This window comes from Citrobacter rodentium NBRC 105723 = DSM 16636 (assembly GCF_021278985.1).
GTDB classification, from domain to species: domain Bacteria; phylum Pseudomonadota; class Gammaproteobacteria; order Enterobacterales; family Enterobacteriaceae; genus Citrobacter_A; species Citrobacter_A rodentium.
This window is the reverse complement of the sequence record NZ_CP082833.1, coordinates 344,521-359,759: the sequence shown is the minus strand read 5'-3', so window position 1 is coordinate 359,759 and position 15,239 is coordinate 344,521. Positions and strand designations below refer to the sequence as shown.

Here is a 15,239-nt window from a genome sequence, read left to right as displayed (position 1 = left end):
AGTTTCATGCGTAACGGGAAATATGACGTTCTGAGTCCCCTGTATTCCGGTGAGCCGGTCAATGAGGCGGAAGTCCTGGGGGCGGCCGTCTGGTTGTGGATGCACTCCCCCCTGCATCGTGATGCGCCACTGCATACCCTGCCGGACCTGCTGCTGCCGGTGATTAAGCACCGACAGTATGTGGTGGCAACAGAGCAGGGGCGACCGGTTTTCTTCATGAGCCAGGCCTGGCTCAGCCCGGAGGCAGAGGCGCGTTTTCTTACGCAGCCGGCAATTCTTATGCCTCAGTCGGACTGGAACAGTGGCGACCGGATGTGGGTCTGTGACTGGGTTGCCCCTTTTGGACATACCCCGGATATGAGTCGTCTTGTCCGGCAGGATATTTTTCCCCGTCTGTGCTGGCGTTCGCTGTACCACCGTGGGCAGCAGACCGGGTTGCGGGTGATGAATTTCCGGGGTGCACAGGTCAGTCGTGAAGAGGCGCGCCAGTGGCGTGTGCAGCACCCGCTTGCTGTGGATGTGCCGGAGAGATAAGTCAGGTTTATCAGAATGAACAGAAATTGTTACCGCATTATTTTTAACAAAGCCCGGGGAATGCTGATGGTGGTGGCAGATATTGCCCGTTCCGGTCGCGCCGGTACATCACTGTCCTCCCGCACAGGATATCCACACAGGCAACGTATCTGCCGTGTCACGCCGCTTGCATTCTCTTTGTGGCTGGCGTCGGGGATGGTGCATTCTGTCAGTGCTGCAGGCATTGTCGCAGACCATGGCGCACCGGGGCATCAGCAGCCCACGATTACGCAGACGGCCAGCGGCATTCCGCAGGTGAATATTCAGACGCCTTCTGCCGGCGGGGTTTCACATAATACATACAGCCAGTTCGACGTCGGTAACCAGGGCGTCATTCTGAATAATGCCCATAACAATGTGCAGACTCAACTGGGTGGCATGGTGGCCGGGAACCCGTGGCTGGCTAAGGGAGAGGCCAGAATCATTCTTAATGAAGTGAACAGTCGCAATCCCAGCCAGTTGAACGGTTTTGTTGAGGTTGCCGGGAAAAAGGCGCAGGTGGTGATTGCGAACCCGGCCGGCATCAGTTGCGACGGGTGCGGTTTTATTAATGCGAACCGGGCCACGCTGACCACGGGGCAGCCTCAGATGAAAAACGGCAGTCTGACCGGATTCAGTGTTGAACGTGGTGAGATTCAGATTACGGGCAAAGGGATGGATGCCTCGCGCACGGATTATACCGATATCATTGCCCGGTCTGTGAAGATTAATGCGGGTCTCTGGGCGCAGGACCTGAAAGTGACCACAGGACGTAACAATGTGGATATCGCGCACGGGCAGATTGAGAAAAAGACCGGAGATGTCTCTTCACAGCCTCAGATGGCACTGGATGTGGCCAGTCTTGGCGGAATGTATGCCGGAAAAATTCGCCTTGTCGGTACGGAAACGGGGGTGGGTGTTCGTAACGCCGGTCATATTGGTGCACAGGCAGGGGCGGTTACCCTGACGGCTGACGGACGAATTGAAAACAGTGGCAGTATCAGTGCGAAAGCGGATGTACATCTGGCGACAACCCGGGAGCTGCATAACAGTGGTTCTGTTTATGCGGGGCAGGATACGCAGATACAGAGTGATGGTGTATTCACCCATACAGGCTCTGTGGCATCACGTCGCAACACCCGGATTCAGACAGCGCGTCTGATCGGCGGTGAGCGGAGTCTGCTGGCCGCCGGGGTGAAAGATGACGGACGTCTGGCGGCAGCGGGCAACCTGACTGTCAGTACCACCGGCGAACTGGCGGCACACGGACAGGTTCTGTCCGGTGGGGACATGCAACTGAAGGGGCAGGGGCTGGATTTAAGCAACAGCCGGATACAGGGACAACATACTGAGCTGAATGCAACCAGTGGAAATCTGTCCACACAGAATGCGCAACTGAGTGCCGGTACGCTTTCCGCCCGGACTGCCGGGCAGTTCAGCAATAATGGCGGTACGATAAATGCCGACACACTGCAGATATCGGCACAAAGCCTGTCAAACCACAGGGGTAAACTGATTCAGACGGGAACAGGGGATTTTTCACTGAACCTGCCGGGAGGTGTGGATAACCGGGAAGGGCTGCTTGCGGCAAATGGCGCGGTGCGCCTGGATGCACTGAGCCTTGATAATCGCAAGGGGAAAGTGCAGGCGGCGCAGTCAGGTAGTCTGCAGGTGAGGACAACCGGCGCCGTGGATAACCAGCAGGGAAGTCTGATTGCCAGCCGTGACATCCTGATTAATACACAGGCGCTGAATAACGACAACGGACTGATTTCAGCTGCTGCCGGAACGGGCAGGATAAAAGCACAGCAGGCTGTCAGCAATACTGAGGGGCGAATGGAGTCCGCCGGCAGGCTGGATATTTCGGCAGGGAATCTGAATAACCACCAGGGTACGGTAGTGGCTGACGGGCTGTCTGTGACGCTGGATGGTGCGCTGGATAATACGTCCGGCAGACTGCTTTCACAGAAAACGCTGTCTGTGTCAGGCAGCGAACTGGTCTCTGATGATGGTCTGATTCAGTCCGGCAGTGACATGACGCTGGATGTACAGGACGGGGTACTCAGTAACCGTAACACGAAAACACGGGGTGGTATCAGCAGCGCCGGTACCCTGACAGTGCGGGCCGGTATGCTGAATAATCAGCAGGGTTTTATGGCGGGTCAGAAGGATATGACCCTGAACACCGGAACGCTCGATAACCGTCAGGGCGTGCTGGGGAGTCAGGCGTCATTGCAGATATCGTCAGGTACGCTGATGAACCAGAAAGGCGCACTGAAGGCCGGGACGGATATGTTGCTGAGTGGTGGTGATGTCAGTAATCAGGAAGGGACGCTTGCCGCCGGCAGAGACCTGAATGCGCACCTGAATGTGCTGGAAAATCAGCAGGGGACGGTGGTCAGCAACGGTAACAGCAGGCTGGATGTTACCCGCTCTGATAATCAGGGTGGCAGACTGGTGGCACAGCAGTCACTGACCCTCTCCTCGAAAGATATCATCAACGATGCCGGCGGCCTGATACAGAGTGGTGCCACACTGAATCTCCGTGCTGACACACTGAGTAACCGTAACAGTGGTGACCGGGGCGGGGTTATCAGTCAGGGGCCGATGACGCTGAATGCCGGCACACTGGACAGCACTGCCGGTGTGCTTTTGTCGGGAGATGCTCTGTCCCTGACTGCAGGCGTGGTTAACAATACATCCGGTCAGGTGGTGGCGAACGGTCAGATTGTGGCGAACGGTCTGCCCGGCCGGAACAGTCTGGCGCTGAACAATCAGTCCGGTCTTATTCAGGGGAAAGGTATCAGCATTAATACCGCAGGCCAGACGCTGGATAACAGAGGCGGTACGCTGAACAGCCTGCAGGAACTGACTGTCAGTACCGGAGCAATGGATAACCGGGGCGGGACCGTGGGGGCGAAAACGACAGCTGACCTGAGCACCACCTCGCTGGATAACCGTGAGGGGGGCCGGCTGGTCAGTGAAGGTGAACTCCGTCTGCATACGGGAGGTCTGCAGAACAGCCACGGACAAATACAGTCTGTGGGCGACATGTTGCTCAACAGTGTACGGGGCGTTGTGGACAACGTCTCTGGTCTGATTCGCAGTGGTTCCGCCATTACGCTGAACGCCCTGCAGTTTATCAATCGCCACACGCAGAATACCGGCCAGGGGCTGGAAGCGCAGACAATACACATCACGACGCAGGACCTTGATAACCAGGAGGGCAGTATTCTGGCAGACAGGGCGCTTACGGTTATGGCAGACAGGACGCTCAGTAATAATGACGGCGTCCTCTCTTCCGGCGCGACATTGTCTGTCAGTGGCCGTCAGCTGGCGTTTTCGAACCGTGACGGCGTGGTTAAGGCCGGGCAGTCAGTATCTGTGGATGCCGGTCAGCTCGGTGGTGACGGGAAACTGCTTTCGCTGGGCGATATGACGCTGAAAAGTAACACAACGTTCAGCAACAGTGGTCAGACTATTGCGAACGGAAACCTTACGCTTTCCGTTAATGGCGATGTCTCTAATACCGGCAGCCTGCTGGCAGGCAGCCGGCTTGACCTCAACAGCATCCGCCTTGAAAACACAGAGAAAGGTGAAATCAGTGCCGGGCAGACCTGGCTTAACGTGACGGACACACTGCTGAACCGTGGGCTGATTGACGGGAAGTATACGCGTCTTCAGGCGAACACCCTGACGAATTCCGGTACCGGGCGAATCTACGGCGATGCTGTTGGTGTCAGCGCTGCCACATTTTATAATCTGGAAGAAAATGGCGTGGCGGCGACGCTGGCCGGGCGTGAGCGTGTGGACTTGGGGGTACAGACCCTGAATAACCGGACGCACAGCCTGATTTACAGTGCAGGTGATATGCATACTGGTGGCATGCTGGATGCGAATGGCGCCGCCACGGGGAAAGCCGGTGTACTGAATAATCACAGTGCCACGATTGAAGCCGCCGGATATCTGGTACTGAGTGCCGGACAAATCAATAACGTCAATGACCATTTCACCACGGAGCGCGTGGTGGTTTCCACGGAAAAGGTGACTGAGTATCAGCTCAGCGGCTCAGATAAACGCTGGAGCGCCGGTGAACCGGGCGTTTATGTGGATAACGATTCCAGTAACTCACTGAAAAAACTGCATACACCGGAAGGCGCCAGAGATAAATTCACGCAGTACGATTACACCCGTACCGTGGAAGAAACCCGGGTAAAAGAATCCGACCCGGGAAAAATTCTGTCCGGTGCCGGCATGACGATTGTGGCAGACAAACTGCTTAATGATAAGAGTCAGGTTGTGGCAGGTGGCCTGCTGGATATGCAGGCCGGTGATGTGGAAAACGTCAGTGTCAGCGGAGAGCGCCATGTTACGGACTCAGGGACATCCACGTATTATTACCGTATCAGGAAAAAAGGAAAGGATAAGCAGGGGGAGAAAACCTCTCAGTACACACCGCCCACTGTCATTCAGACCATCACGCTGAAGCCGGGAGAGCTCACCAGCCACGGACAGGTTCAGGGCAGCCATGTCACGCTTTCTCCCCTGAAGCCACAGGGAACGGATGTACAGACAGGACTGACCGGAAATGTGGATGCGACAGTAGCCGGTACTGACCGGATACCGCTTCGCCCGGTGGTGTCTGCCGGTGAACCGGTCATTCTGTTGCCGGGGCAGCAGTTTGAAGTCAGTACACCTCAGGGCAGTATCCATGTTGCCGGGCCGGATACCCGTCTGCCGGACAGCAGCCTGTTTAAAACAAATCCGGCAGTGAATGTGCCATATCTGGTTGAAACGGACCCGCGTTTTACGAACCAGAAGACGTGGCTGGGCAGTGATTACATGCAGAAGGCGTTTTCTCAGAACGGGGATAACATGCTCAAACGCCTGGGGGATGGTTTTTACGAACAGCGTCTGATTCGTGAGCAGGTTGTCGCTCTGACCGGGCAACGGTACCTGGACGGATACAGTAATGATGAAGAGCAGTTTAAGGCATTAATGGATGCGGGTATTGCATTTGGTAAGCAATACAACCTGACACCAGGTGTGGCGCTGACTGCTGAGCAGATGGCGTTACTGACCGGTGATATTGTCTGGCTGGTTAACACCACGGTGACACTGCCGGATGGCAGCACGCAGACGGTTCAGGTACCTCAGGTGTATGCCCGTGTAAAACCCGGTGATGTGAACAGTGCCGGTGCGCTGATTGCCGGCAGGGACATGGTGATGAAGCTGGATGGTGACCTGTTTAACAGCGGTAAACTGGCCGGGAAGCAGACCGTGCAGCTCAGTGCAGAAAACATTCACAACCAGGCCGGCACCATTCAGGGAGCAAATGTCAGCCTGACGGCCCGGACGGATATTAACAGTACCGGCGGGCTGCTGCAGGCCATGGACAGCCTGCTGGCGATGGCCGGACGGGATATCAGTCTGACCACCACCACCCGTACGGCACAGCGCGACGCCGGGCAGAACCATTTTGAACGTACCAGCATCGACAGTGTGGCCGGCGTGTATGTGCAGAACGACCAGGGAAGACTGGTGCTGCAGGCCGGACGGGATATGAATCTGACGGCTGCAACGGTGGTGAATCAGGGTAAGGACAGCCTGACGCAACTCAGTGCCGGCAGGGATATGACGCTTTCCACAGTGACCACATCCGCGCAGGACAATATTACCTGGGACAAAAATAATCGTCTGTCGCAGGACGTCACACAGAGTACGGGCAGCACGCTTGCCGGTAACGGTGATGTCACGCTGACCGCCGGACGGGATATGACGTCACAGGCGGCATCGCTGTCAGCTCAGAAAGGCCTGGCCCTGATGGCGGGTCATGACGTGACGCTGACCGGTGCACAGAATACCCGCTCGCTGGATGAATACCATAAAGTGACCGGCAGCAGCGGGATGTTATCGAAAACCACTACAACCACGCATGATGTCACTGACCGCCGGACCATGACGGGCAGTGAACTGAACGGGGATACGGTCAGTATCGGCGCCGGACATAATCTGAACGTCACGGGCAGCAGTGTGGCCGGGGATAACCGTGTCTCCCTGGCTGCCGGAAATAACCTGAGTATCGGAACGCTGACAGAAAGCAACCGTGAAACACACCTGAAACAGGAGAAAAAATCCGGGCTGATGAGCTCCGGAGGTGTGGGATTCAGCATGGGCAGCCAGAGCCTGAAAGTCACGGACACCGCAACAGATACCACACAGAAAGGCAGCACAGTGGGGAGTGTTTACGGTGATGTTTCCCTTCAGGCAGGTAACCGGTTGACCGTCAACGGCTCTGACCTGATTGCCGGCAGGGACATGGCACTCAGTGGGAAGGAGGTCAGCATTACCGCCGCCACTGACCAGCATGTGCAGACACATACGGTGGAGCAGAAAACCTCCGGTCTGACGCTTGCCCTGTCCGGCACAGCGGGCAGCGCCCTGAATACGACGGTGGATACCGTACAGGCGGCGAAATCTGCCGGAAACAGCCGGCTTGAAGCCCTGCAGGGGGTGAAGGCCGCGCTCTCGGGGGCTCAGGCCGTGCAGGCCGGACGACTGGCAGACGCGCAGGGCGCCGATGCCGGAAATAATAACACGGTGGGCATCAGCCTCTCTTACGGCAGCCAGTCTTCGAAATCAGAACAGCAGTCAGAGCAGACGGTGGCGAAGGGCAGTACACTGACCGCAGGTAATAACCTCAGTATTCAGGCCACCGGCTCCGGCGTGAAGGGCGTGGATGGTGACCTGACGATACAGGGCAGTCAGATAAAGGCCGGGAACAACCTTCTGCTGCAGGCAAACCGTGACGTGAATCTGGTATCAGCAGAAAACACGTCAAAGCTGGAAGGAAAGAACACATCCAGTGGTGGCAGCGTGGGTGTCGGTGTTGGTGTGGGCTCCGGAGGCTGGGGTATCAGTGTTTCAGCCAGCGCAAACCAGGGTAAGGGCAGTGAAAAAGGCAACGGTACCATCCATACAGAAACCTCGGTGGATGCGGGAAAACAACTGACCATTATCAGCGGGCGGGACACCACACTTACCGGCGCGCAGGCTGGCGGTGAAACGGTGAAAGTGGATGCCGGTCGTCATCTGACACTGACCAGTGAGCAGGACAGTGACCGTTATGACAGTAAACAGCAGAATGCCAGCGCCGGAGGCAGCTTCACTTTCGGGTCCATGAGCGGTTCGGCGAGTGTGAACCTCAGCCGGGATAAAATGCACAGCAACTATGACAGCGTGCAGGAGCAGACAGGGATTTTTGCCGGCAGGGGCGGGTTTGATGTCACCACCGGACAGCATACGCAGCTGAACGGTGCGGTGATTGCGTCCACGGCAACGGCAGATAAAAACAGGCTGGATACCGGCACACTGGGCTTCAGTGACATTGAAAACCGGGCTGACTTTAAAACGGAACATCAGAGTACAGGGCTCAGTACCGGTGGCAGTGTTGCCGGAAATTTCCTGGGGAACATGGCAAACAATCTGCTGGTAGGTGCAAATCATGAAGGCCATGCGGACAGTACCACGCAGTCGGCAGTGTCTGCCGGAAATATCACCATCCGGGATACGCAGAGCCAGAAACAGGATGTGGCAGACCTGAACCGTGACGCAGCACATGCAAATCAGACGCTGTCCCCCATCTTTGACAGGGAAAAAGAGCAGCAGCGACTGCAGCAGGCGCAACTCATTGGTGAGATTGGTAATCAGGTGGCAGATATTGCCAGAACGGAAGGACAGATAGCCGGTGAGAAAGCGAAGCGGGACCCGGCAGCCCTGAATCAGGCCCGCGCAGAGCTGGAGGCAAAAGGAAAACCGTTCACGGAACAGGATGTGGCGCAGCGGGCCTACAATAACGGTATGGCGGCCTCAGGTTTTGGAACGGGAGGCAAATATCAGCAGGCGATACAGGCCGCAACGGCAGCAGTACAGGGACTGGCTGGCGGTAATCTGAGTGCAGCCCTGGCAGGTGGTGCAGCACCGTATATTGCTGAAATTATCAAACAGACTACCCTGGACGGTGCGGGACGTGTGGCCGCCCATGCCGTGGTGAATGCCGCACTGGCGGTGGCACAGGGTAATAACGCTCTTGCCGGTGCCGCAGGGGCTGCCACCGGCGAGGTGGTGGGAATGATAGCCACACAGATGTACGGTAAGCCGGTGAGTGAACTGAGCGAGACAGAGAAGCAGACTGTTTCGACACTGGCAACGGTTGCTGCCGGTCTGGCCGGTGGTCTGGTGGGAGACTCGGGGGCTTCAGCCGTAGCCGGCGCACAGTCAGGTAAGACGACGGTTGAGAATAATGCGTTGTCTGAGCTTGTGCCGCCTCGCGTACAGCAGGATACTTCTCTGGCAATAGATCTTGGACAGAAAGGACAAGGTTACGGAGAAATTAACAATGCGATAGATGCTTCTCATCTTGGACCTTCATGGGGGACAGAGTATAAAGTCAAGACTAATGGAAAGATTGAGGTTTCGGGTGGAATAGGTCCTGCCCTTAAAGGTGAGATGAAAGTTAACAATGATTATTTCTCTGTTTCTACAGGATATACAAAGGAGTTTGGTGCTAAAGCTGGTGCTTCAATTGGTATTGATTTTGGCCCATATGATTTCGGTGTATTTGGTGACTTACATCGTGATTATTCAACTAGTATTGGTTATGGTCCAGGTTCAGTAGGTCTGTCCGTTGGGCAAGATGGACTTGGTTTTTCCTTCTCTGTTGGGCCAAGTATTGGTTTTACAGGTTCTTCTACTGTTCCTCATTCTGAAAAAATAGAGATGAACGGCGATACTACAAAGGAAATATACCACTATGATTTCAAATGATGTGATTCTTAATGTATCATCATTGATGATGTTATTTTTTTTGTTTGCATGGGGAGGGTGTTTTTTTATTTTTGTATACAGAGTGCTTGGAGGACCTAAAGTAGGTAGAGACTCCTTGCTTTATTTTGATTTTATTTTTTTTAAGAATAATGCTCTTGCAAATATTTCTCTCTCTTTTCTTGTGTTAGGTTACATATCTGCAGCATTTGTGGAATATCGAAGAGGTGGGGACTCTTTAATGCTACTTGCTAATTTGATGGGTGGAGGAGCTTTTCTTTTTTTTGGTATATATGGGAAATGTTTCTGTCATGATGCTTTCGAAGATAAAAAACCATTCTTTTTTATTAACATCTTCCTCAAGAAAGTTGATTTTCAATTTGGTTCAGTATTTCTTTGGCTTTCGAGATTGTTATATATAGCATGGTTAATTTTATTAATTTTTAGGTAGTTGAGAACAATATACTGAATATGATAGCTACTGAAACAGCCGCTAATACGGCGGCAGCAATAGCTAGTTTTACAGGTTGAAGAAGTGAAAGTTAATATCCAACCATCTTATGCAGGTAATAGCGTAAGGCCGGATAAATTTTATGTTGAGTACTCTATAAATGGCGGAAGGCCGGTATCTGAAACGTTTAAAAATGTACCCGGAGGTAAGTAGTGAGGACTGATCAAGAGATTTATAATGATATAGGTTCAGTATTGCTATCCATTGCGCCTGAAAATGCATCCAAAGTGATCATGAGAGCAGAACTGTCTCCTGAAAATGATCATTGTAAATGTGAATTTGACTATATAAATGCAGATACTGGCAATACTGATTGGTTTTCGGCAGGGGCACAAGCAAACGGTGATTTATTTGATTTTCTTGTGGAATTAAGAAATTATTTTCTAGATAACTTTAAATCTAAGGAAAAGCCATTCTGGCATGGCTGTGAAGTGACAGTAGATGTAGAGGCTTTAAAGATTAATATTGAATTTAAATACGAAAATTGATTGCTAAGCATTCAGTTGTAGCAGTGTGAGTGTTGGTTTGGGACCTTCAGCTAGCGCAAACTAGGGTACCGGGCATGATAATAGCTGGGAGTTGTGAAGGCTCACGGGAACAGTGTGCTGTACGTGACCCGAGTCGCGATGGTACCCGGGGACCGGGGCATGTGCTGAATGGCGACAATACAGACGAAAACAAACAGCCGAATCTGGGCAAAGACGTAGCGAGTGCTACGGATAAGGATAAAGCTGAGCTTGGTGGTGCAGGTGCTGGAACACCGGGGGGATGGGGACCGGATAATGAAGAAAAAGCCCGTCATCAGGAGGTTCAGCAACAACGATTTGATGAACTGCGTAAAATATATGATAAAAGTCACCCGGTTGGAGAGTTAACGGTGGATGGGCAGACTATCAGGCAGAGTTCGGTAAGTAACCGTTATGGTACGACGAAAGTGTTTGAAAGTCAGAATCTGACGGATAAGCAGATCCATAATTACGCACAACAGCTGGCAGGCGATACACCGCTGAAAGAGGTTCGGCCGGGGATCTATACTGCAAAGCTGGATAACGGAACATCGATCACGTTGCGGAATTTATCGTCGTCCTAAGAACAAACAGGCGCCAGATGGACTATTGATATTAGAGGGAATCAGCAATTGGCTGAAATTGCACATAAATACGGACGTCAGGTTGAAATTAAATTTAGGTGATCATTATGTTGACTGAAAATGAGTATCGTGAAACAGCTGACGCATCGGAGATGCAAGCGTTAAGTGGTTTATGGGCTTACAGTATTCCAGATCATGTTGATAGCGCAGTATTCAGTTTTGATGAAAGGAAAAAACTCTTTTTCTGGATATTTGAGCGCCTTCTGAAAGAAGGGCGTATCAAACTGGCCAAGCACGGCAAGTTTCTGGAAGGAAGTGTTGACGAACAGGTTGAGCGTTTCCGACAGGCATTTCCGAAAACAGAAGAAGAGATGGAAGACGGTATCTGGTTTTTTGATGAGAGTTGTCCGGGGGGAGCTGTTTGGGTGCTTGAAGATGGCTCTCTCGAATGGACCTGATAAACCCTTCACAGCGCAGGATGTGGTCCAGCGGGCCTACAATAACGGTATGGCAGCCTCCGGTTTTGGAACGGGAGGCAAATATCAGCAGGCGATACAGGCCGCAACGGCAGCAGTACAGGGACTGGCTGGCGGTAATCTGAGTGCAGCCCTGGCAGGTGGTGCTGCGCCGTATATTGCTGAAATAATCAAAAATCCCCCGGACTGTGCGGGAAGTGTGGTAGCTCATGCAGTGGTGAATGCCACGTTGGCGGTGGTACAGGGAAATAACGCCCGTGCCAGTGCCGCAGGTGCTGCCACTGGAGACGTGGTGGGGATGATAGCCACAGAGATGTGCGAAATATCCCCTGGCACTGTCACATGTAAAAGATAAATAACGAAGCTACATCCTTCTCTTTATGAACGGCTTTATATTAGTTTTGCTGACAAGATTGAGCTAAATCCGGCCAATGAAGAAGAGCAGGTTATTCTTTAAATGTTTGATAACATGTAACACATTTTGAATATTCGGTCAGTAAGCCTTAAAAATTTACCTGGTTATGGGCTAACTGATATAACAAAGTAAATATTCGATGGGGAATGCCGGGTGCAATGAACAATGCATTAACGTATCGAAATAATGATGCAGGAGCAAACTCAGCCTGGTGAGTATACATTATGCCATTGATGCAGAGTTTAAAGGAACAGGCTGGTTCGTTATGGAACAACATTTGTGCCTGAGGAAAGGGAGTGTAGTATCTGAGGCAACAGAAGTTTGTGGGGAGTTCGGTTTATTACCATGCTTGGTTTTTTGTCAGTGTATTCAAGTCGTCAGGTGATCTATTTATAGTTTTTTGATGATAATTTCAAATAATGTTTTGTGATGTGTGGTCCTTTTTGATATTCAGAAATCATTTATTAATGAAGGAGGGTTAAATGAAAAAACTCGTTGTAATTTCAGTAATGATATTATCTGTTATGAGTGGTTCAACACTGGCTGATAATCATACGCTATCGGCTGGTTATGCTCAGAGTAAGGTACAGGACTTTAAGAATATTAAAGGAGTGAATCTGCAATATCGATATGAGTGGGATTCTCCGGTCAGTGTTGTCGGGAGTTTTTCGTATATGAAAGGTGACTGGTCGGACAGTCATCGCGATGAAGCTGACGATTTTTACAGACAGCAGGCTGATATTAAATATTATTCATTTCTCGCAGGCCCAGCTTATCGTCTGAATGACTATATCAGTTTTTATGGTTTGGTGGGGATATCTCATACTAAAGCGAAGGGGGATTATGAGTGGAGAAACAGTGTGGGTGCTGATGAGTCTGATGGATATTTAAGTGAGTCTGTATCCAAAAAATCCACTGATTTTGCTTATGCAGCTGGTGTTATTATTAATCCGAGGGGCAATATGTCTGTAAATGTTGGGTATGAGGGAACTAAAGCAGATATATGTGGAAAACATTCGGTCAATGGATTTACTGTTGGAGTTGGTTATCGTTTTTAATCATTAGACGGGACTGGATAATTGCACTTGCGTAGTGAAGTTTACTGAATGTTTGTATTTTAATGAAGTATTCGACATATTCCCTTCAGACGGAATATGTCGACGGTTATGATTTTACTGGAGCATGAGTATGTTATGGCGAAACTGATAAATGTATCGGCGTCCACTGAGGAGAGAATGACGCCCGGGGAGAGGAGGGTGGCTTCACGACTGGAGAGCTTTCTGAATGATGATTGCCTTGTCTGGTACGATATTCCGGTGGGACGGAAAAACCGACATCCGGATTTTGTCATTATTGACCCGGATAACGGGCTGGTATTTCTGGAGGTCAAGGACTGGACTGTATCCACATTACGTAAAGCAAATCAGGAGCAGGTTACACTGGAAACCGACGGTCTTCTGAAATCAGAAATAAATCCGCTGGTACAGGTTCGTCGTTATGCCTGTGATACGGTTAATGCCTTACCTGCTGACCCGTGCTTACGGCAGAATGACGGTCAGTATAAGGGTCGGCTGAACCTGGCCTGGGCGTATGGTGTGGTGTTTACCCGCATTACCCGTCAGCAACTGAAGGCACTGACAGGGAATGATGAGAATGCGGTGGAAAAGATTTTTCCTTCAGCACAGACAATCTGTCAGGATGAAATGACGCAGTCTGTTTTACCTGAGGTATTCCGGCAAAAAATTGCCGGGATGTTTACCACGGGGTTCAGAACCCGGGTGACACCCCGGATGAGAGATATTCTGCGCGCCCATCTGTTTCCTGAAGTGACCGTGAAACAGAACTCACAAATCAAAATCATGGATATCCAGCAGGAGATTCTGGCCAGAAATATTGGTGACGGACATCGTGTCATTCATGGTGTGGCCGGTTCCGGAAAAACCATGATTCTTTTGTGCCGTTGCCTTTACCTGGCAGAAACCACGTCCGGAAAGATTCTGGTGTTGTGCTACAACATTACCCTGGCCAGCTATCTGCGGGAATGCATTGAGGCCAGAGGGCTGAGGTCACGGGTTACGGTATCTCATTTTCACAGCTGGTGCGCCTCAATGGCAAAACGCCACGGTATTCAGGTGACGGCAGACAGAAAAGAATATCCTGAGAAATGCTTCAGTACACTGGAAGAGGCCGTGAACAGCGGAAAAATCACCCAAACCGGATATGATGCTGTACTGGTGGATGAAGGGCATGATTTTGACAGTCGCTGGCTGGCCCTGATTGCCCGTCTGTTTGATAACGCATCCCGTTCACTGCTCCTGATGTACGATGATGCCCAGTCCATTTACCGACGGGAGCGGGCCCTGAACTTTTCTCTGGCCAGTGTGGGGATTCAGGCACAAGGACGCACTTCTGTCCTGCCGGTCAATTATCGTAATCCGAAACGCATTCTGCACTTTGCTTATGCATTCTCCCGCGAGTATTTTGAAAAACATCAGAACCGTGAAATACCACTCGTTCAGCCACAGGCGGGTGGTGAAGAGGGCACAGAGCCGGAAATCCTGCGTTGTGCTTCTGAACGTGATGAAGCCAGACAGGTTGCAGACTGGCTGGAGAAGCGCCATGCCCTGTGCGGTCACTGGAGTGATATGGCTGTTCTGTGTCCGGCAGAGTTTTCAGTGAAACAACTGAAAGAGGTTATGACACAACGCGGGATACCGTTTGCCACCTGCTTTGACAGTGAAGGTAAGAAGGCGTACTCGCGACGTAAGGATGTGGTGCATTTACTGACATACCAGAGCAGTAAGGGGCTGGAGTTCCCGTATGTGGCGGTTATCAATGCTTCTTTCGTTCCTTCTGGTGTAGCGGATGAGTCTGAAGTAATTCCGGTGCTTTATGTGGCGTTTACCCGGGCAACCCGTGAATTACTGGTGACCTGTTACCGTGAAAACAGTATCAGTCGTCACCTTGAGGATTTTGCATAATACCGGACCATTTTTTTATTCCGGACTTTCACCATACTGTTATTATCAGGTTTATTTAATTCACCATGACCCTGTTATTTCACGATATTCAGATGCATCTTTTTTATCTGAACCACTCTCCGCACTCCTGGCACTGGAATGTCAGATTCAGACCTCAGGAAGCCGTATATATTGGCAACGATACCTGTCATATCACCATTACCTGTAATCAGTCCGGTTTTCATTTAACCAGGGACGGACAACGTCTATTCACTGAGCGTTATATCAGAAACCTTAATGAGCTGTTACCAGTTCTGAAACGGCGGTGGGATGTGACATCGGCAATTATCCGTGCTGTGGAATACCTTTCCCGGGTCCCGGTATTACACTGACATTCTTTTCGTCACTGTTA

9 protein-coding genes and 1 pseudogene are annotated in these 15,239 nt (G+C 51.5%); all 10 read left to right on the top strand.

Annotated elements, in window-relative coordinates:
* Positions 1-6 precede the first annotated feature (6 nt).
* The 10 genes and pseudogenes from K7R23_RS01570 to K7R23_RS01530 all read left to right on the top strand — a co-directional run bounded on the left by K7R23_RS01570 (position 7) and on the right by K7R23_RS01530 (position 15,219).
* Positions 7-534: a toxin-activating lysine-acyltransferase gene (locus K7R23_RS01570; RefSeq protein WP_012908820.1), complete on the top strand. Its 528-nt coding sequence runs from the start codon at positions 7-9 to the stop codon at positions 532-534.
* Between the two features lie 15 nt (positions 535-549).
* Positions 550-9,378, top strand: a complete 8,829-nt coding sequence (locus K7R23_RS01565; RefSeq protein ID WP_012908821.1) for a polymorphic toxin type 25 domain-containing protein — start codon at positions 550-552, stop codon at positions 9,376-9,378.
* Positions 9,365-9,826 (top strand): hypothetical protein, encoded by a 462-nt coding sequence (locus tag K7R23_RS01560; RefSeq protein WP_000624946.1) that lies wholly within the window; start codon positions 9,365-9,367, stop codon positions 9,824-9,826. The genes K7R23_RS01565 and K7R23_RS01560 overlap by 14 nt, the downstream gene beginning before the upstream one ends.
* Before the next feature lie 212 nt (positions 9,827-10,038).
* The gene (locus tag K7R23_RS01555; protein ID WP_012908822.1) at positions 10,039-10,374 is read left to right on the top strand and encodes an immunity protein YezG family protein; all 336 of its coding nucleotides are present in this window, start codon (positions 10,039-10,041) and stop codon (positions 10,372-10,374) included.
* Between the two features lie 161 nt (positions 10,375-10,535).
* A complete protein-coding gene (locus K7R23_RS01550) occupies positions 10,536-10,976 on the top strand; it encodes a DUF769 domain-containing protein (RefSeq protein ID WP_231851592.1) in 441 nt (146 codons plus the stop codon).
* 107 nt (positions 10,977-11,083) lie between these two features.
* Positions 11,084-11,434, top strand: coding sequence for a DUF596 domain-containing protein (locus K7R23_RS01545; RefSeq protein ID WP_000954752.1), 351 nt, complete (start codon positions 11,084-11,086; stop codon positions 11,432-11,434).
* Between the two features lies 1 nt (position 11,435).
* Positions 11,436-11,768: pseudogene (locus K7R23_RS25875) on the top strand (VENN motif pre-toxin domain-containing protein); the annotation flags it as partial.
* A gap of 581 nt (positions 11,769-12,349) precedes the next feature.
* Positions 12,350-12,925, top strand: a complete 576-nt coding sequence (locus K7R23_RS01540) for an Ail/Lom family outer membrane beta-barrel protein (protein WP_012908826.1) — start codon at positions 12,350-12,352, stop codon at positions 12,923-12,925.
* A 177-nt stretch (positions 12,926-13,102) separates the two neighbouring features.
* Complete coding sequence (locus K7R23_RS01535) at positions 13,103-14,848, top strand: 3'-5' exonuclease (protein ID WP_024133114.1); 1,746 nt, start codon at positions 13,103-13,105, stop codon at positions 14,846-14,848.
* Positions 14,849-14,913: 65 nt separating this feature from the next.
* On the top strand, positions 14,914-15,219 hold the full coding sequence (locus K7R23_RS01530; protein ID WP_012908828.1) for a hypothetical protein: 306 nt from the start codon (positions 14,914-14,916) through the stop codon (positions 15,217-15,219).
* Positions 15,220-15,239: the final 20 nt, after the last annotated feature.

Excerpts from the sequence above, each read along its gene's own strand:
- K7R23_RS01565 (WP_012908821.1), top strand. The coding sequence starts at position 550 with ATGAACAGAAATTGTTACCGCATTATTTTTAACAAAGCCCGGGGAATG.
- K7R23_RS01570 (WP_012908820.1), top strand. The coding sequence starts at position 7 with ATGCGTAACGGGAAATATGACGTTCTGAGTCCCCTGTATTCCGGTGAG.
- K7R23_RS01545 (WP_000954752.1), top strand. The coding sequence starts at position 11,084 with ATGTTGACTGAAAATGAGTATCGTGAAACAGCTGACGCATCGGAGATG.
- K7R23_RS01535 (WP_024133114.1), top strand. The coding sequence starts at position 13,103 with ATGACGCCCGGGGAGAGGAGGGTGGCTTCACGACTGGAGAGCTTTCTG.
- K7R23_RS01560 (WP_000624946.1), top strand. The coding sequence starts at position 9,365 with ATGATTTCAAATGATGTGATTCTTAATGTATCATCATTGATGATGTTA.
- K7R23_RS01540 (WP_012908826.1), top strand. The coding sequence starts at position 12,350 with ATGAAAAAACTCGTTGTAATTTCAGTAATGATATTATCTGTTATGAGT.
- K7R23_RS01530 (WP_012908828.1), top strand. The coding sequence starts at position 14,914 with ATGACCCTGTTATTTCACGATATTCAGATGCATCTTTTTTATCTGAAC.